We start from the raw sequence: 19492 nt of genomic DNA on the forward strand, positions 1-19492 counted from the left end.
GCGGAACGCCGGGCCTGGCCCAGGGCGCGACGCCGCCCCTGATGGGCGGCAGCGGTTTTGTCAGCCGCAACACCGAGCTCACCGCGGGCGGCCTCGGCGGGGGAGGCGACAGTCCCAGCCTGCCGGGAATGAAGAAGAACATCGTCGCACCCTCCGAAACCCAGGCAGGTGGCGGCAACGACGGACAGAGCTCGGTCACCCTCGATGGCGCCAGCCTGAAACTGCGCAGCAAGACCATCAACCTGGACGCCGACCAGGAGATCGTCCTGCGCTGTGGCCAGAGCACCATCAAGATCACTGCGACGGAGATCGAGATCCTCTCGCCGCAAGTGCGCATTAACTGTTAAAGAAAGGACGCATCATGGCACCTTCGGCAGGTCTTCCAGTTGCTCACATCGGCAGCGAAGTGGCGGGTAAGAACGTAGTCACGGGATCGCCCACGGTATTCGTCGGCAGCACGGCCATCGGCCAAGCAGACCGTTGTCCCACTTGTGCCCCGGCGGTGGGCAACCCGGTGAACCCGATCCTGGGGGCCAAGCTGCTGCCGGCAGAGACCGACTTCGCCCTGCCGGCGCCCGCGCCTTTTGCCTTCAGCCGCAGTTACCTGTCCCGGGATGCGCGCATTGGCAGCCTCGGCCAGGGCTGGTTCCTGCCCGGGGAAGGACTGGGCCTGGAACTGGGGGCCGACGCCACCACCCTGATCGACTCCCAGGGCCGGCGCATCGCCTTTCCGGCGCTGGGGCCGGGAATAGCCTACTACTCAGGCAGCGAATTGCTGTGGATCCGGCGGGGAGGAAGCCCTGAGACCGGTTCTGCCGAGCCTTGGACGGGGCGCTGGGCCAACGTTCCTGAAACCATACGGGACCATGAAGGCTCGGTGCTGATTTTGACCGGCCAGAGTTTTTTGCATTTTTGCCGTGGGGCGGATGGAGGCTGGCACCTTTATGCAGTGTTCGACCGCAATGGGTATCGCACTGAATTCCATTGGGGCGAGCCGGGGGTGCTGGCCTCGATCCGCGACAGCGCCGGACGCAGCTACGCCCTGGTCTATTTCCGGCTGCTTACTGCCACACAGGATGACAACGGCTTGCGCCTGTCCGGGGTGATCCTGGCCAACCCGGCCGGGCCGATCCCGGCGGACTTCGATCCCCGCCGTCCGGGGTTGGACTGGCTGGTGCGCTACGACTTCGACGCCGCCGGCGACCTGGTGGCGGTGCGCAACCGCGATGGCGAGGTGGTACGCACCTTCGCCTGGCGCAATCACTTGCTGGTGGGTCACGGCCAGCCCGGCGGACTCGAGGTGCGCTACGAGTGGGACCGCCTGGAGCCGACGGGCAAGGTGCTGCGCCAAATCGAGACCGACGGCCTGACCCGCACCTTCGCCTACCACGCCGAGCACACCGAGGTGACCGACAGCCTGGGGCGGGTCGAGCGCTACGAATTCACCGGCGAGGCCGGTGCCCAGCGCTGGAGCGCCCACGTGCGCGCCGACGGCAGCCGCGTGGAATACGAGCACGACCTGTTCGGCCGTCTGGTGGCGGTGAAGGATCCCCTGGGTCGGGTCAGCCGGCGCTACCTGGACGGCAAGGGCCGGCTGTATGAGACGCGTAGCCCAGGTGGCGCCTCACAACGTTATGTGTTGGATCCAGAAAGCGGGGATACCCTGGGCCTCATCGACCCCGAAGGCCGGGAGTGGAAATTTGAGCGTAATGCACGCGGTAACCTAACTAGTGTCACCAATCCCCTTGGTGAGAAAATTTATTATGTATATGGCGACGAAAGTCTGCCCGATCGGCCAACACAGATTGCCGAGAGTCAAGGTGGGAGCAAAAATCTTGCATGGAATCGATTAGGTTTACTGGAGCGTTATGCCGATTGCTCTGGGCATACAACTAGCTATATCTACGACGCTGAAGGGCAACTGATCTGCCAACGCAATGCCTTAGGCCAAAGTACGAATTTTAAATATGATCGTGCGGGCCGCATGCAGGAGGTACGCCTGGCCGATGGTACAGTCCTGTACCACCGCTACGACACGCTGGGCCGGCGGGTCGCGGTGGAAGGTCCCGAGGGGCGCATCACCCGCTTAGGCTGGGACCGTTTCGGCCGGCCCACTCTGCTTGTCGATCCGGCCGGGCGCGAGCAGGCCTACCGCTATGACGCGGCAGGACGGCTGATCACTCTGGTCAACGAGAACGGCGCCATTACCACATTTGCCTACGACACTCTGGACCGGTTGATTTCCGAGACCGGATTCGATGGGCGTACCCAGCATTATCGATATAACTTAGCTGATGAGCTAAGTGAGCGTGAAGAGGGCGATGGCAGCATTACTCGGTACGAATATGACGCGGACGGGCATCTGCTAACACGTTATATCCCAGCCACTGCGGAGGTGAAGGGAATAATTGAGCAATATAGATGGACCCGTGACGGCCGCTTAGCGGGAGTTTTAGGTTCAGGTAGCGAGGTAGTGTTCTCCTATGATGATGCGGGACGCTTAATCTTAGAGACACAAGCTCGCGCGGATGGATGGACTTACAGCGTGGCTCATCAATATGACGAGCGAGGGATTCGTGTAAATACCCGCTATGGTGATTCACCAACAGTGAAGTGGTTAACTTATGGTCCAGGGCATTTGCATGGCGTGATAGTGGAGCACCTTGAACTGGGTTTCGAGCGGGATGCGTTGCATCGAGAAATCCATCGTAATGTACGGCGCAAAATGCCAGAGAATGGTAATACGAGCGAAATGCTATTTGACCAAGCTTATCGCTACGATAGTTTAGGAAGAATAACTGAAAGTTATCTAAGACCCTTGGTAGGCACTCCCTGGGCACGCGGCTATCAGTATGATGAGCAAGGTCAGTTGATCTTTGTTTCAGATAATCAATATAGAAATATTCATTACAGCTACGACGCCAGCGGCCGTCTGATACTAAGCCGCCATGATGAATATGTGGATCGATATCGATTTGATGCGGCTGGCAACCGCCTTGGATTGGAATCGCATACGCAGTGCCCGGAAGCCGATTGGGCGCAATTAGTTAAGGAAAACCTTGATAATCCTGGCTTCGATTTTCTCGGTAAAGGGCAGAGTGTTAATTTAAATAAAGGCCAAAAATGGCACGATAACCGTGTAGCTGATATTAAAGGCAGCCGCTATAAATACGACGCAGCAGGTAATATGGTTGAACGTCGTAGTCCTGACGGGACATTTTTGGAGTTAGCTTATGACGGTGCTCATCGACTAACCCGCTTGCGCCAGACAAACCCAGATGGCGATGAGACCGAAGCTTTATACCAGTATGATGGATTGTCGAGAAGACTACGTAAGGACGTTCTCCATCAAGGCGTACTAAGCATTACATGGTATGGCTGGGACGGAGATCGCCAATGTGCTGAAGCTACGCCAGAATATCTACGTACTATAGTGTACGAGCCTGATACCTTCGTACCTCTACTGCGTATAGAACAGAGCCATACACCGGATGGGAGCGAATTAACTCAAATTCGACGCTTACTTGCGAGTCAAGGTCAATCCTTGCCTGAGCTCTATCGTCCAGCGCCTCGCGATTTGCGCATCGCCTTCTTCCATACCGACCATTTAGGCACTCCGTTACGTTTAAGCGACGATCAAGGTCAAATCATATGGCGAGCAATGCCTGACGACTGGGCTGCGGTACGTGATGAAGAGGGGATCACTGATCAGCCCATTCGTTTCCAAGGGCAATATGTGGATAAGGAGAGTGGCCTATATTATAACCGCCATAGGTACTATGACCCAGAGTTAGGTCGATATGTGAATCAGGATCCGATAGGATTGGCTGGAGGTGTTAATAGCTACCTTTATTCAGATATTTCTCCAACAAATGTTGTAGACCCTAAAGGTCTTAAGACTGTGCAGTGCACAAAGCCATTGCATGCTCTAGGAGATAAGTGGGGCCCACTGGGCTATAAATATGGCCCATATCTTTATCATCAATATTCTTGTGTGGTTGGCAACGACGGTAAAGCTGTTTGCGGTGGTCAGGATCGTGACATGGATGCTAACGGAAAGCCCACAGGCAAGGGTAAACCAAGTGTTGATATAATAGATCCTCCAGGCGGTAACTGTAAGGATGCGCTGGGTGACAATGCTTGCTTTGAGGCTTGTTTGATAAATGAATGGGGTAAGCCGAGACCAGATTATGGGATTCCCATTGGAACGGATTGCCAGGAATACGATGCAGCAGTAAATGACAAGTGCAAAAAGCAGTGCAATGTAAAAGAAAAATCTTGGTGGGAGTAATAATGAAAATAGTTAAATTGCTATGGTTTTTTCTGAACTTAATAGTAATCTCTATCGTTTTGGCCGCTTATTTTGAAGTTGGTGATTTAGGGGTGTGGGACGTCTTGGTCTGGATAATGCACATAATAAGCTTTCCGTTAGGGTCAATTTTTACATTTCTTCTCTCAAACATGAATGCAGTGAGTCTTGTAGATAAGAGCAATGCCGCTTTGTGTTTTATATTGGTATGGCTTGGATATTGGATTTTGGGTTACGTGCAGTGGTTTAAATTGCTTCCCACTCTACTGGCATATTTAAGGAGAATAAAAATAAACATTAATAAATAATTAACTGAAAGCAATTATCGTATTCTCACATCGGCACCTCTAGTTCTGTAAGAATCCGAACGGGCACTAGGTTTTGTACGAAAAGTCGGTATGGGTAAAATTACCTCCATGATTGGCTGGAGGCCTCATGGCAAGGCGCTACGAACTCTGCGACGCATCGTGGGAATTGATCAAGGATCTTGGTTTCTCCAGAGCAGAAAATGGGGCGCCCGCGCAGCGATGATCGCTTGGTGCTCCATGGAATCCTGTGGATCCTGTGGATCCTCTGCTCGGGCGCTGCTTGGCGTGATCTGCCGGAACGCTTTGGGCCCTGGTCGACGGTATATCAGCGCTTTCGTGACTGGCGCGACGACGGTACGTTCGACCGGATACTGGAGCGCTTGCACATCCAATTGAACCGGGAAGGGCTTATCGACCTGGACACCTGGATGATCGACTCCACCGCGATACGTGCAACCCGAGCCTCTTCAGGTGCCGGGAAAAAAGGGGGCCTGAAGAACCGCTAGATCATGCTCTGGGGCGCAGCCGAGGCGGCCTTACTACCAAGATTCACATGATCTGTGACGCCAATGGCGTTCCGTTACGCTTCATGCTTTCACCAGGCCAAGCCAGCGATATCGCCCATGCCCAACCGCTGCTGGATCAGGTGCGAATTCCCGGTAAACCGGGACGACCACGCAAACGCAGCCGCTGGTTACTGGCTGACAAAGGCTATGACGCAGAACACCTGCGCCACTACTGCGACCGGTACCAAATGCAGCCGGTGATCCCGCTCCGGACTATGCCGCGCAAGCCTCGGCCCCGTACATTACTCCGTACATTAATCGCAAAAATGTGCGGCCGGTCAGCCACGTGGATGGCCCCGGGGCCGGTACACTCGGGAGCCTCAACAGCACCACCTGAGAGTTACACCATGGAAGGCGCGATATACCTACGGTCATTCACCACGGACGAACTTGTCCTTGATGAGAGCGAAACTCGGCAAGCGCTCAAATTCTTCTTCCCGATCGAAAGCACAAATATTGACGCGATGGTTGTAACCGACAGTACCCGCAACTTCGCGCAGGGCCTACTTGTCGCTGGTATCGACGCCTCTTATACGATGGGTTATGTGGATGCCCTCGTTTCCACGATTTTTCGTATCGGTCCCAATGCTGGCAAATTGATCAAAGGGTTCGGCAAGAAAGCCGCCAAGCATTGGTTCAAGCAAAGGGCACCGATCTAATGGATGCCGAAATCTATGAGGCGGTGAGAGTCGAAATCAGTCGCCGTTTCCGCACCGATTTCTTCGCGATGCGCGCTCGTGGCGGACGCCATGAAGTGCGCAGCGCCATCGCTGTTTACCCCTCTTTCACTACGGGTCGGCACTCATGATCAGGCGGCTGCTTCTTGGGTTATTCGTCCTGGTTCTGGTCCCGGTATCAGTATTGGCGTTGAACTCGATGCGGCAGTACCGGGTGCAGCAGCTCATCTTGTGCAGCGAGCCGGGCAACGGGTTCGTCATACCGGCCCCGATCTGTCACCAGTACCTGGTCCATTTCCGCATGGAGCCAGACGATATTCAGCAATTGCAGGCCGATGGTGGAGTCGCCTTCGTGCTTCAATCCGAGCATCCTCGGCGGTTTGAATTGGCTGCGCGATTCCTGGCCAGCGGCCTCGATGTGAATGCCGACATTCGGGCCGCTCAGGAGGAGCGCACCTACACCGCCTTGCACAGCGCCGTCATCCTCAACCAGCCCGAAAATATAGGGTTTCTCCTTCGGCATGGCGCCGACAAATCTAAGCCAAACAGCGAGGGAGAGACCCCGCTCCAAGTCGCTGAACAGCTCCAGAATCAGCGACCCGCTGAAGACAGGTCGGCGGTCATCAATGCGCTGCGATGAGCAGGGTTAGTGCATGAGCCGCCTGTGGATATTGTTGGCGGCGACGGCCTTCACCGTGAGTGGCGCCGCGTTCATCGGGTTGAGCCAGCTTAGCACCGAGGACCTGATCAGCTGCAGCCAGGAAGACAGCCCGATGGTCATCCCGTCCTCGATCTGCCGGCAATACACCCTGCTGATGCGAACGGGCCCCGAAGACATCGAGCGCATCCGCGGCCTCAACGGCGTGGCCTATATCCTGGCCCCGCCCGCCGAGGGAAAGTTCGAGATCGCCGAGCGCTACCTGGAAAAGGGGCTTGACGTGAACGCCGAGATTCACACCACCCTCAACGTCAGCACCTTCACCGCGTTGCACATGTTCGCCACCTTCAACGAGCCCTCCGTTGTCGCCTTCCTGCTGGAACACGGGGCGGACAAGTCCAAGCGGGACAGCGAGGGACGCACGCCGCTGCAGGGGGCGGAACAGCAGCAGGACCGCGAGCCGAAGTCTGATTTCTCCCAGGTGATCAAGCTCCTGCGGTAGGCTTGGCCAGGTTCTCTCATGGGCTGTTAAGCTTCGCCCATACCCCGCTCCTTACCTCGGCCAGGTCGATGTCCCCCACCTGGCCGTGAGCCCACCAGCGCCAGCCCTCACCCATCCTCGGCTGGGCCGTGGTGATCCGCGTCGATTCTCGCCTCCAGCGTCTTGCAGTCGGTACCGGTCGAGCGCCGCGGCCTTCTCCCTCGACTGCACTCCGCTCCTCGCGACGCTACCTGTATCACTACCCGTTTTCCGTAACCTGCGGAAGGGCCACCCCAACTGGGCGCCCATGGGTCACCAGGATCATTCGGATGCCGTATCGTTCTGGGTATCGGTCGCGACTGAGATTCGTCGTGCCGAACGGCATGTCCCAGAAAAGCAGCTGGGCGAAGTTGTGAGGGGGCGGCTTGCCAGGCTCATCCCGCAGCTTCGCCATGACCTTGCGCTACCGATACTGAAGCGTCGGTGATGCGGGGAATCCTCGGAGTCACGGTTTTTAGGTTCTGTTCGAAAAAATGCCAGTGCCTCGGCGGTCTCAGTGAAAAATCGATTCGGAGTGCCGGTTACGGCGCGTCCTCAGCGCTTCGATGCCGCGCCCGACCTTCGCTCGACGACTTCTTTCGTACAGGACTAGGCCCCGCTGATAGCACGCGATTAACCTGGCGGCCACCCAGCCTTCGGCAGCAACTGTGGCCACCGGGTACGCTCTGGGGCGGAGTCACACGCTCTCTGCCCATGACAAACTCGAGCTCTCTACCGAATGTTCAAGCCTGAAAAACCCTGGTGCCTTGATAGGCCACCGGCATCGTCGATCTGTCGGACTGCGTGAGCGCGCTAGGCGGAGTGCCAGATGATGCTCCCCATGAGCATCGCGGCTACAGTGCGCAGCTCCATAAGGAGTCCCCGAAATCCATGGAGCCGTCGATGGATAAGCATTCAAGGGTTCAGGCGATCATCGCGAACGATCCCGCCCGATGGCGTCTGCTCCAGCTCGTCCGTACCCTGGGCTTGGCGGACTGCAGGATAGGCGCGGGGTTCGTCAGGAATGCCGTTTGGGATCATCTACATGGCAGGGAGTCGTCGCCGCTCTCCAGCGACGTGGACGTGATCTGGTTCGACCCCGGACGCAGCACCCCCGACTACGACCGGGACGCGGAAGCGGTCCTGCGGACGCTGGACTCGAGCGTTGCGTGGTCCGTGAAGAATCAAGCGAGGATGCACAGCCGGAATGGCGATCGGCCTTACGTGTCGAGCGCCGATGCGATGCGACACTGGCCTGAGACAGCGACGGCGGTTGCCGTCAGGCTGGGGGAAGGGAATCTGTGCGAGGTGTCCGCGCCGCTGGGGCTCGATGACCTGTTCGGCTTGATCGTCAGGCCCACGGAGGGATTCGTTGGAGGAAAAAGGGCGATTTACCAGGCAAGGCTCGCCTCCAAGGACTGGGTGGCGAGGTGGCCATTGCTTCGGCACGAGTCGAGTGAGTGACGCAGACGCTGTTGGCTCTGCACCATGGTCTCTAGCGGTCGTGATCGGCTTGCAACCACAAATATTTACAAATCGACGCCACAAGCGGTAGCTGCTCTTCAATGCCGCCCTGAAATTTCAAACCCTGAAAAGCAAAAACCCGCCGAAGCGGGTTTCTACTGATCGTCCCGATATCCTTATCAGGCCGCCATCCTGGCTCGATCACGTTGTCCTGGTCTGAAGCGCTGTGCTGCAGTCCGTGAGTGAAGAATACGGGGGTGCCCCATGGACCGATAGGGCCGATGAGCGCCAGCACGTGTAGGAAATCGGCTACTCCTTACTAGGAGCAACTCCACCAAGGCCCATTTCGGCGAAGTAAGCCGCAGCCTGGGGGCTCCATGCAGAGGTGCAAGGATCCCGACGGCTCAGTGGCCCACCCGCTGCCGCTCCATACAATCCAGCACCTGGGCGGCGCAGGCCAGCAACGCGTCCTCGGTGGCGTCCAGCGCCAGGCGCCAGTCGTCAGTGGTGGCGATCGCCGGCCGGCCCGGCAGGCGGCAAGGGGTCAGCGGGCACTGGCCCGGCTGGACCGCCACGGTAGATGGCAGGGTCGGTGGTTTCGCGGCGGGCGTAACGCACGCCGAGAGCGGCAGGCACAACACCGCGCAGGTAATCGGCGACAACCTGGTCATTGCGTTTCAACTCCTCGATGGCGCGTGCATGGTCCGCACCCTGGCGGGTCAGGGTCATGCTCAATTGCCGGGTGGTCATATCGATGTCGGTGAGCATGCCGAGCTGGCGCTGCTGTTCGGCGAGCACACCGCCTTGCAGGTCGATCAGCCCTTGCTTCTCGTCCCGCTGGTGTTCCGCCAGCTCGGCGCGGCGCTGCTCGAAGGCCCGCTCGCTGTCCAGGTGATCGGCGCGCCAAAGGGTGAGCACCACGGCCAGGCCCAGCACACCGGCGGCCGACCAGCCCAGGGGGATCATGCTGCCGCCTCGAACAGCCGGCGCTCGGCGGCGCGGCGTGCCACCAGGCCCTCGAGGATCCGCCCGCCGGCCTTGTTCCAGCGGCCGAACTCCTCGGCGGCGCCCGGATAATCGCCGGCGTTCAAGCGACGCAGCAGGGTGCTGGTGGCGAACGCACGGCGGCCCAGGTTGAAGACGAAGCAGACCAGCGCGGAAAACTGGTTGGGATTGAGCGGCACCCTCACCAGTTGGTTGATGGCACGCTCGGCCTCCGCCAGGTCGCGCCTCAGCAACTCCTCGGCCGTCACCGCGGCGATCCGCAGGCCGGCCCGGGCGCTGGCCGTGTGGCCATAACCGATGGTCCAGATGCCCGCGGTGTCGCGATAGGCCTCCAGTCGCAAGCCTTCGGCCTGCTTGATCAGCGCGATACCCGCGCCGTTTACGATTTGTTTCATTGGTCAGCTCTCCGGCCCGCCCACTTCAGCAGGAAGTCACGGATGGTGGTCACGCCGAGGAATCCGATGGACCCGCCCAGCACCACGGCCATCGACGACGGCCAGTTCAGCCACTCGATCAGGCTCGACGCGGTGAGCGACAGCCCGCCGCAGATCAACGACTCCAGGACGATGCGAGTCCAGCGTTTTTCCTGCCCGTCGTAGAGAACGCGCAGGATGGCGATGGCACTGGCCATGACTGCTCCCTGCCAAGTGGCGCTGGTGGTAAAGGCGAGCCAAACGGATGCCCAAAACGCAGGATCTTTTCCTGGCATCGTTCGTACTCGATAGGGTTTTGAAAGGGCCCGAAGGACGGGCAGGCATGTGCGCGAACCTCATGCCTTTATGGCTGTACCCCTGATTCAGGAGCAGCCTGCAACGGTTTTGAAAGGGGGTTTTATGCTTTTTGCTTTGCGCTAGTTATAGGGATCGACTCCTCTATTTTTTATGAAAGGTCGCTTAGTCAAATAAACGCACTTCTCATAGGCTTGAAACTGAAATACGCACTATTCGGGAATATTTGCAGTTTTCCTTGAGGCTCAACGACAGTGGTTATTACCTCTGGCCACTATTAAGTGATGCCCGGCAAAAGCCGGGCATCTTTCCAGCCAACGCGAGTGCTGTTATCCACATTCCCCTGGAGATGTGCCAACTCGGCTTGTCCGCTATATCGAAAAAGCCCCCCTTCAAGGAGTAAGGAAAAGGACGAAAGGAACACTCAAGTTCAATCGAGAATAACAGGGTGGCTATAAAGTCACGGTAGAACTATCCAGATCTATCGGTGCCATGAAGGTGTCATCCTCGTAGAGCCAGCCAGGCTCTACCGGAGAGTCGATGGGTAATTCGATCATCACGATATAAGAAGGAAACACGGGAAGCGGATCGTATTCGAATATTCCATGGACACGGCCTTGCACGATTTGCGCATATAGGCTCATACGATTTCCTCCCACGCTATCAATAGGGCGCCATCCAGGCCTTTTTTACCGGCGTATGTTGCTCCGATACTCGAGTCGACCCCGCCTGCCCCTCCTTTTCCGATGGTGATCGACACATTCGTGGCACTACCGATATCAATAGGGTGGTCAAGCATGAAGTCCCCTGCTATTCCACCACGACCGTTATAACCGTTTATTGCTTTATTCCCCGCCGGTCCACCTGCCCCGTAACCCGTAGCACTTCGAGATTCATTGGCGACTCCCTCTGGATTGGGTCCAATTAGTTTCAAGCCAGCCTGGCCCCCTCCCCCACCGTTACGATTTAGCGCACCTGGCAGGCCAGATGCCCCTAACCCGCTGCCATAAACCCCAGTACTAAGCAGGGTTCCCGCAAATCCAACGGCCGCTCCATCTTGAACAAATGCGCCTCCAGACACCGCTTCGAACTCACCAAATGAGGTGACTCCCCCCGCGCCGCTGCGGTTATTGGTAGAACTCGTATAACCGCCGCTCCCCCCACTGCCGCCGCCGATCATCCAGACTTTTACGATGGAGCCCGCCATCCGCTCTGGCCGCTGCCAGACCGTGTCCGAGGTGACGAGTAGCATGCGTTTGACCACCTGTTTGCGCGCTTCGGCGTAGGTGATCGGATCGTGAACGATTTCCATCAGGCGTTGACCTCTGTGATCGAAGAGCCGGCCAGGCGGCCGCTCGCATAAGTGAAAGTTTCGGTACGGACGCGGCTGCCAAGGGTTTCCACACTGCGCAGCAAGGTACCGTCGGGGTTGTAGGTCAAAGCGATCGTCTTGGAGACGCCGCCGACGGTTTCGCTGACGCTGGCGAGTCGGCCGGCGCCGTCATAGCCAATTACCGTTGCGGTGGGCTTTTCCAGCAGCCCGACCCGAGCATTTCCTGAGTGATAGAGCGGTTTCTCATCCCAAAAGAGGTTGCCGTCGGCGTGCATCGTCAACACGCTGGCGACGCGATTGCCCCAATGGAAAGCGATCCGCGGCGCATAGTCGTCGCTGGATTGCGTTGCCAGAACGCCCTGAACCTCGCGCAGCTCCAGCGCCGCATGCTGATAGCCACTGCCCGGCGTCGGCGCGTGCAAACTCAGCGTTTTCGGGTTGACAGTCTCGAAAAGAGCGAAGCGCTCCAAGGGCAGCCCTGCGAAACGGGTGCTGTTCACGGCGGTCGCCGTTTTATCCAGTTTTTCGCCCACCTGCTGGGCGATCTTCTGCGCCGACCAGGTTCGATTGGTCCCTGTGGAGGAGTCATTGATGATCTCGCCAGCGGCCACTGACGCCGCCTCTGCAGCACTCCTGGCGGCCGCCGTTGCGCTTTCGGCAGCAGCGTTTCCAGCGGACAGCGCCTTGGCTTCGCTGGCCGCAGCCGCGGTTTTCGAGGCGAGTGCGGCTGTCGCATGGTTGGCGGCATTGGTCTCGGCTTCGGCAGCCTTCGTGGCGCTGGCGGCGGCGGCAGTTTTCGCCGCCTGAGCGACCGACTCGGAGGCAACGGCTGCATTTTTCGAGTTCAGTGCCGCCGCTTCGCTTGCCGAAGCAGAGACCTTGCTCGCGGCAGCCGCCACCTCACTGGCGGACGCCGCACTTTTGCTGGCCAGCGCAGCCGCAGCACTGCTGGCCGCGTTGGTCTCGGAGACGGTGGCCGCGGATTTCGCGCTTTCCGCTGCGGTTTTGCTGGAAGCGGCAGCCGTTGCGCTGGTGCTTGCCGCGTCTTTGCTGGCCAGCGCGGACGCCTGCGCCGCGCTGGCTGCCGAAGCACTGGCAGCTGCATCGTTCTTGGCCGTCAGGGCAGTGTCCCGCGCGGCGAGCGCAGCGCCCTTGGCTTCCAGTGTCACTTCGCGAGCCGCGACCGTGACGTCGCGGGCGGATAGCGCCTGGCTTACGTAGCTGGAGAGATTGCCCATTTGGGCGAGCTTGGCTTGGGCATCGGCCAGCACCTGCTCGAGTTCGGGGACTAGCGCTTCCAACTGCCCCAGGGTCGCCTGCCGATCCTGTAGGAACTGTTCGATCTTGCGCATCAGGTACAGATTGTTTGCTGTAGAGATGCTTCGAACGATCAGGTAAGCACCGCTGTAGGAGGTTTCAGCGGGAGCATCGAGCGTCAACTCCGTATCGCTTTCAACCGACGCGACCTCATAGTACAGACCATCGACGATCAATAGATCGCCAGGGGCAGTGTCGAGGCCCCAGGTGGTCCCGTTTCCGATGGCTTTCTTTTGGCCTTTCGTCAGCGCGAGAGAGCCCTCACGATATAACGGCATTGTTCGTCTCCTTGGGATATGCGGCTTTGACTTCGGCGATGTTTTCGAGCCAGGCCGCTGTTTTCTCAGGTATGGCGACACCTTGTTCGCGCAAACTCATGGCCAGAGCTACCAGCGCATCGAGCTGTTCCCCCGTAGAGGGGTATTCTGCGATCCGCGAATCGGTATAGGTCTTATCGGGTTCTATCCTAACGGGAGTTTCATTTCGGATATGGGTAGCCCCGTGTGGAATGGGATGGAGGAAAATGGACTCATTATCCTGGAGTTCCAGGTCTAGTGTTTCTGGTTGACTGGTAATACCGGAAAGCCTGATTTTCCCCGTTGCGGCATCGTATATAGCGTAATTCATTAGCGCTTTGCTCCAATTAAAACGGCTGTAGGCGCTTGGTAATTCAACCTTACATTAGAACCTGGCCCGGACGTGGGACTGGTCAATACAATCTCGATCAAATTTCTCCCTTCGATGGTAGGCAAGTGGCAAAAGGTAGAAACACTGGTGAAGTAGTTGCTGGGAAGCGAATAACCCCACGACCCATATACCGTACCGTTGAGGCGAACTTGAACTATAGCGCTGGCATTATCATTGACCGGCAGAATGGATAAGGTAACCATTACCGTCACCCCAGCGGAATTGGCCGGCATAACCATGTAGCGACTGAGTATGGTTCCACTGCCACCCGCAGGAATCACTCCTTCGGTACCGATCACGAACTCAGGAAGCGTTACCGCATATCCGGCGAGCTTTAACGTATCTACAGCAAGATCCTTGATCTTCGCCGTACCGATCGAAGCATCGGCAATGAAGGCATCGCGGATGAAGGTCTGTCCGTTCTGGACCACGAATGGTGCATTGACCTGGCCGTTGGTTTCATTGACCACCGCAAATCGATTGGCACTGACCAGGAACTGGGATTCCACCTCCGTACCATTCGACTCGACGCCCAAGGCAATGCCAGCGGCGATGCGCCTACCATTGGTCGTCAACTCCGTCCTGACGGTATACATCGAAGCCAGCTTGCCGTTGGTATTGGCCAGTGCCGTGGATGTCTGCTGAACCGCAGCGGAGGCGTTGTTGGCGGTCGCCTGGGCCGTCGTGATCTGGGACGACAAGGCACCATCGTTATTGACCCGGGCCTGGGTTTCCGCGGTGAGTGCCGCGCTGGTCTGCCCTAACTTGGCGTTCAACGTGGACAACTGCGTCGCCGTCGCCTGGTCGTTTCGGGCCACTGTCTCGCTGACCGTCACGATATTGGCTTCCGCACCCGTTACGCGAGACGCCAGGCCATTGATCCGAGTGGCCTGCGCTTCATCCGCAGAGACTCGGGCCACCGACTCTTGAACGATGGCGGCCTTGTTCTGGTCGACCGTGGCGATCACCGCCTCGAAACGACGGGCGACGGCTTCGGTTTCGGTTGCGGCGTTTTCTTCGACGGAAATCACTCGCGCCTTCGTCTGGCCCAGATCCAGCTTGACCTCATGAACCTCGCCTTTCACTTCGGCGTCGGCGTCGTCGCGCAGATAACGTTCCGCGCTGACCATCAACTGCGCCACCTCGATATCTTCGAGCAAGGTATTGATGCGCCCTACCGCGATATCGACGACCCGTTCAGCGTCTTCGATGGGCTTCAGCAACTCTCCGGCCAGCTCGGTCCGGCCGATCTGCCCGCCCAGGTAGTCCAAAATAGCGTTCGCATCCGAGCTGGACTGGCCTGCGGCCATCGCGGACCACCCTCCGACGTTGCCCGACCGATCGACCAGGCGTGCCCAGAAGTACAGGGTTTCGCCCGCACCGAGCCCCATGAGGGTGTGGGTGTTTTGCGGATAGGCGAAATCGCCCAGCTTGATCGCGGAATCGAGCGTCGGGCTCCGGCTGTACCAGATCTCGGTACGCTGCGTATCTTCGGCACCCGCCGGAAACCCCCAATCGAGCACGATGGAGAAAATCTCTCCCCGCGCCTGCAAAAAGGCCACTGCCGGCGGCTCGCCGGTCTTGCCCTCCAGGGGAGTCAACGCACTGTTGGCCCACAGAGAGCCCGCATCCATTACGTTGAATGCACGCACCCGCGCGATGTATTGGCCGGAATAGATACCTGTCACGTCGACGCTCAAGGCACCGGTGCGCGGCAGGCGTATCCAGTTGCCGGCATCCTTGCGCCATTCCATCTCGTAGGCCACGGCGTTGGCCGCAGCATCCCAGGCGATAGTCATGGTGTTGATCGCGATACCTTGGTCCACCTGGGTGAACGACTGGACCTTGACGTTCGTCGGAGCGGCCTGCGAGCTGGCCGGTAACACCGAAATCGGCCGATCCTCCAGCCGTACACCGGTGTCGATGGCCTGGTATTTGTCCGGATCGTGCTGCACCGCGCTGATTTCGAACACGCCCGACTCAGGACGAGCGATGCCCATGACACGGTATTGCTGCCCCGCCAGATCATCCGCATCCACCGACCACACCAGTTCGGCGCGCGGCGTTTCGGAATAGGCGGTGGTCACCGTCACTACGCGTCCAGCGATACTCTGGATGGTTCGCGCTTCGGATTTTCCACTCGGCAGGTTGAGCACCAGACGGTCGCCCACCTTGACGCGGGCATCCCGGTCCAGGGTGATGGCCCGCTCTGAAACCTGGCTGATACGCCCACCGATTTTTGCCCCCGCCAGCAATTCATCGGCAATACCGATGATGTGCCCGGGCAATGGAATGCTGCCGTCGAGCCCTACCCGGAACGAGACCGTGCGGTCCTTGGCGTTGGTCAGCAGAATCCACTTACCACGGCGTTGCGCCTCGGACTCCCGGGTACACCCGATCGCGGTGACTTCGGTGGGGTGGTCGCCATAGCGGCGTAACAACTTCTGATCCGCCACCACCGTGAGGTCACTGTCGTAGGCCTTATCAGGATTGTCGAAGCCCACCAGAACTCGACTGAAACGTGCGCGCTCCGAGGTCGAGCCGTATACGAAGCGTCCGTCGACGACGTTCGCCCGGGTGTAGCTGAAATCCACCGGGCGTGGCATGTCGGCCATCACCGTCATCTGGCTGCGCGCCCAATAGGTCATGCCGCGATAAATGGCCGCCAGGTCGCGCAGGACGTTCCAGGCTTCCGCGCGGCTCTGGATGTAGATGTCGCATTTGTGCCGTGGCTCCATCCCGCCCCGGCCATCCGGCACCAACTGATCGCAGTACTGGGCGATCCGGTAGAGCTCCCATTTATCCACCTGCCAGGGGGCAATCCGTTTACCCAGGCCAAAACGCTTGTGCAGGATGATGTCGTAGTTGATCCAGGCCGGGTTGTCGCTCCAGGCCGGCTTGAAGGTGCCGTCCCAGATACCGCTGTAGGTGCGGGTCAGTGGGTCGTAATTGCTCGGTACCTGGATGACCCGGCCATACAGTTCGCACGAGGTCTGCGGAATGCTGGAAAACTGGCTGGCGTCATATTCGATGTAGAGCAGCGCGGTATTCGGATAACGCATCTTCACGTCGATCACTTCGGTGATCGCCTCGACGCGCATGCCGTCCGCTATCTTGTTGGTGTTTCGGTTCGGCGTCAGGCGGCGGACGCGTACCTGCCAGCCCGTCGAGGCTTCGGGCAAGTCCACGCGATGGGTACGTTCGTATTTCGACGAACTCTTGCCATCGACGGCGCCGTTATGGATGACCGCATAAGGACCGCCATCGGTGGAAACCTCGATGACGTATTCGATGCGATAACCGACGATATCGCCGTTTTCCTTCTGCTGTTGCAGACCGGGCCAGGACAGTCGCACCCGCACGGCGGACAACTGAGGGTTGATCACGCTGCGCACCCAGGGCGTATCGCTCTTCAGCTCGACGCCCACGCCCAGTTCGTTTTCCACGTCGGGAATGCCAGGGATGTAGTCCTGGTACTGACTCCCGCTGCGAAACTCCCACTTCACTCCGGGGAAATTCTGTGAACCGTCCGCAGCGACCAACGGCGTGCCGTCCAGGAAAATGTTCTGCCCGGTCAGGCGCCCCTCGAATTCGCCCTCCCCGAGCGCGAGCAGAACCTTAGCCGTCGCGACGGAGCGCAGGCTATCGGGCGCCTCTATAGGCGTCTTGGGCGTGCTGCTACCGCCCTTGCGACCGGCAATCTGTGATGCTTGGGCCATATGGATACCTTCAAGCATAAAAAAACCGGCACGCGGCCGGCTTCTTCATGGAGTGGAAAATTACATTTTGTCTTCGGCATAGATGCCGGCGGAAATGATTGCGCCGCCGACGAGACGTCGGCCATAAAGCAACGCGACGGGGTGGCCTTGGGCAATGGTGTTGACCGGTCCACCGAAGGAATAGGAGGGCGTGTTCGCTTGCGCTTCGCGCGTCTCCAGCCCCTTGGGTTGCGGTGACATCATTTGCATGACCCCACCTACCATCTGCGAGGCGCCTGCGAACATCATGGCGGAGACCATGGGTCCGGTGAGGAAACCCGCAGGGTTGATCCAGGCCACCAGGATCAGAACAGCGCCGATGATCGTCTGCACGGTGCCGGCTCGCTTGCTGCCGAGGAGGATCGGGGCGATACGAATATCCTCCCGTTCTCCGCGGTGACTCAACTCCTGCTCGGCCAGATTGCGCTTGCCATAAAAAACCGCATAGCGAAGCCCGCGTTGCTCGCTGCTGGCGAGGAACTCAGTGAACCCGGGTAATTGGCTTCTCAGCGCCTGGATCGCCTCGGCTGGCGAACTCACCGCCAAGCGGAACAGGCGTCCGAACCTGGCGCCGAGCACGCCATAGAGGCGAATGGTTCGAAGCCGGTTGTATTCGATGGGTGATGTCATGCTGTTCTCACATGTTCAGGGGCCATGACCGCTACATCTGTTCCTCGGCATGGATACCCGCGGAAATGATGGCCCCACCGATTCGGCGTCGCCCATAGAGCAATCCCACCGGGTGCCCTTGCGCGATGGTATTGACGGGGCCTCCAAACGCGTAGGACGGGGCGTTTTCTTCCGACTCACGCGCATTCAAACCGCCCGCCTGCGGGGAAAGCATCTGCACCACTCCGCCCATCGTCATCGCGAAACCCGCGCGGATGAATACCTCCCCTACGGACTCATATCCGTATACGGAAATCACGGCTCCGACGACGATCAAGACGATGCCGACGATGGTTTGGAATGCACCCGCTCTCTTGCTGCCCATCAACACAGGGGCGATTCGAATGGTTTCGCAGGCACCCTGGAAGGTCAGCTCTTTTGCGGACAGGTTGCGCTTGCCGTTGAACACGGCGTATTGCAGGCCCCGCGCCCTACTGGTCGCGAGAAAACGCTCGAAGTCGGGCAACAAGGTACACAATGCGCGGATCGCTTCGGCAGGCGAGGAAACGGCAAGTCGGAATTCTCGCCCGAACTTACTGCCGAGTACCCCGTACAAGCGTATGACTTTGAGTGGCTGATAATGTATGACGGTCGCTGCCACGGTTTACTCCGGATAGCAAAGCCGCCCGAAAGCGGCTCCGGTTTCCCGCATTCAAACTACCGTGGGAAACCGAGGTTTTAGTTCCCGGCGCTGCTGAGTAGCAGGTCGAGTTGAAAGCACTTGCATGGGGCGTCCTCGATAGCGGAAGAGGGATCGAGCCGTTCAGAAAGGGTCGCTGGCCACATCTTCGGTCGAGCCGTGCCGCAAAATCAGTCGCGTACGCTCGGCCCAGTAGCCACCATAGATGTCCCGCTGCGACAGCCGTCCGTGGAGGTGGTGCAGGATCTGTCCATCGCCGAGATAGATCGCCGCATGGTTCGGCTCGGCGGCGCGAATCTGCATGATGATCACGTCACCCACTTGCGGCCTACCCTCGACCGGATGGAACCCGGCATCCTCGTAGAAGCGCATGTACAGGTTTTCACCCCGCTCCCACCAGCCATCTTCTCGGGGATAGTCGGGCAGGGTGATGCCGCGTTCCAGCCGATACCAATCCCGCACGATGGCGTAGCAGTCCCACACGCCATGGACGAAGGTGCGCCCCTCCAGGGGAGGGATCTCGCCGCTGGGCACCAGGGTACGCAAATCGCCTTCGGGCCAACTCAGGATGTGCCAGGGCAGCCCCGAGGCCTCGCAATGGGCCCGGTCGGCGGCCGAAGGTTTGCTGCTCGCATCGGGGTGGGTGTGCACGATGCCGATCACCCGCCCACGCTCCTCCGCCTCGGCGTAGTCTTCTGGCGCCAGCCTGAATTCCTCGCTGGCCTCGACCGCGACGTTCCGGCAGCGTACATATTCCTGTCGACGTCCATTGGCGACGATGATCCCGCATGCTTCTCGCGGATAGTCGGCAGCTGCGTGCTCGCGTATCGCATTGACGATGTGCTTGCGCATG

At 58.9% G+C, this 19492-nt stretch carries 14 protein-coding genes and 2 pseudogenes; 6 read left to right on the plus strand and 10 right to left on the minus strand.

Going from position 1 to position 19492, the window contains the following annotated elements:
• The 6 genes and pseudogenes from OGL92_RS17570 to OGL92_RS17595 all read left to right on the plus strand — a co-directional run.
• A pseudogene (locus OGL92_RS17570) lies at positions 1-347 on the plus strand (hypothetical protein); the annotation flags it as partial.
• A 14-nt stretch (positions 348-361) separates the two neighbouring features.
• The gene (locus OGL92_RS17575; RefSeq protein ID WP_263146024.1) at positions 362-4291 is read left to right on the plus strand and encodes an RHS repeat-associated core domain-containing protein; all 3930 of its coding nucleotides are present in this window, start codon (positions 362-364) and stop codon (positions 4289-4291) included.
• Positions 4292-4744: 453 nt separating this feature from the next.
• Positions 4745-5458 (plus strand): annotated as a pseudogene (locus tag OGL92_RS17580) (IS5 family transposase); the annotation flags it as partial.
• Between the two features lie 529 nt (positions 5459-5987).
• Positions 5988-6500, plus strand: coding sequence for an ankyrin repeat domain-containing protein (locus OGL92_RS17585; RefSeq protein ID WP_263146026.1), 513 nt, complete (start codon positions 5988-5990; stop codon positions 6498-6500).
• 13 nt (positions 6501-6513) lie between these two features.
• Entirely contained in the window at positions 6514-7020 is a 507-nt protein-coding gene (locus OGL92_RS17590; protein WP_263146027.1) for an ankyrin repeat domain-containing protein, read from the plus strand.
• A gap of 921 nt (positions 7021-7941) precedes the next feature.
• Positions 7942-8502, plus strand: coding sequence for a nucleotidyltransferase family protein (locus OGL92_RS17595; protein ID WP_263146029.1), 561 nt, complete (start codon positions 7942-7944; stop codon positions 8500-8502).
• Positions 8503-9003: 501 nt separating this feature from the next.
• Here the strand turns inward: OGL92_RS17595 and OGL92_RS17600 are convergent.
• The 10 genes from OGL92_RS17600 to OGL92_RS17645 form a co-directional block, all read right to left on the minus strand.
• Positions 9004-9468, minus strand: a complete 465-nt coding sequence (locus OGL92_RS17600; RefSeq protein WP_263146031.1) for a hypothetical protein — start codon at positions 9466-9468, stop codon at positions 9004-9006.
• On the minus strand, positions 9465-9902 hold the full coding sequence (locus OGL92_RS17605; protein WP_263146032.1) for a lysozyme: 438 nt from the start codon (positions 9900-9902) through the stop codon (positions 9465-9467). Before OGL92_RS17605 ends, OGL92_RS17600 begins: the two co-directional genes overlap by 4 nt.
• Complete coding sequence (locus tag OGL92_RS17610) at positions 9899-10216, minus strand: phage holin, lambda family (protein WP_263146034.1); 318 nt, start codon at positions 10214-10216, stop codon at positions 9899-9901. The genes OGL92_RS17605 and OGL92_RS17610 overlap by 4 nt, the downstream gene beginning before the upstream one ends.
• A gap of 659 nt (positions 10217-10875) precedes the next feature.
• Entirely contained in the window at positions 10876-11547 is a 672-nt protein-coding gene (locus tag OGL92_RS17615) for a hypothetical protein (RefSeq protein ID WP_263146035.1), read from the minus strand.
• Positions 11547-13163 (minus strand): hypothetical protein, encoded by a 1617-nt coding sequence (locus OGL92_RS17620; protein WP_263146036.1) that lies wholly within the window; start codon positions 13161-13163, stop codon positions 11547-11549. Before OGL92_RS17620 ends, OGL92_RS17615 begins: the two co-directional genes overlap by 1 nt.
• The gene (locus tag OGL92_RS17625; RefSeq protein WP_263146038.1) at positions 13147-13512 is read right to left on the minus strand and encodes a hypothetical protein; all 366 of its coding nucleotides are present in this window, start codon (positions 13510-13512) and stop codon (positions 13147-13149) included. Before OGL92_RS17625 ends, OGL92_RS17620 begins: the two co-directional genes overlap by 17 nt.
• Positions 13512-17309, minus strand: a complete 3798-nt coding sequence (locus OGL92_RS17630; RefSeq protein WP_263146040.1) for a phage tail protein — start codon at positions 17307-17309, stop codon at positions 13512-13514. The genes OGL92_RS17625 and OGL92_RS17630 overlap by 1 nt, the downstream gene beginning before the upstream one ends.
• 42 nt (positions 17310-17351) lie before the next feature.
• Positions 17352-17960: a tail assembly protein gene (locus OGL92_RS17635; protein ID WP_263146066.1), complete on the minus strand. Its 609-nt coding sequence runs from the start codon at positions 17958-17960 to the stop codon at positions 17352-17354.
• A 31-nt stretch (positions 17961-17991) separates the two neighbouring features.
• On the minus strand, positions 17992-18600 hold the full coding sequence (locus OGL92_RS17640) for a tail assembly protein (protein ID WP_263146067.1): 609 nt from the start codon (positions 18598-18600) through the stop codon (positions 17992-17994).
• 162 nt (positions 18601-18762) lie between these two features.
• Entirely contained in the window at positions 18763-19491 is a 729-nt protein-coding gene (locus OGL92_RS17645) for a C40 family peptidase (protein ID WP_263146068.1), read from the minus strand.
• Between the last annotated feature and the right edge of the window lies 1 nt (position 19492).

Source organism: Pseudomonas sp. RIT-PI-AD, assembly GCF_025642785.1.
GTDB lineage: Bacteria > Pseudomonadota > Gammaproteobacteria > Pseudomonadales > Pseudomonadaceae > Pseudomonas_T.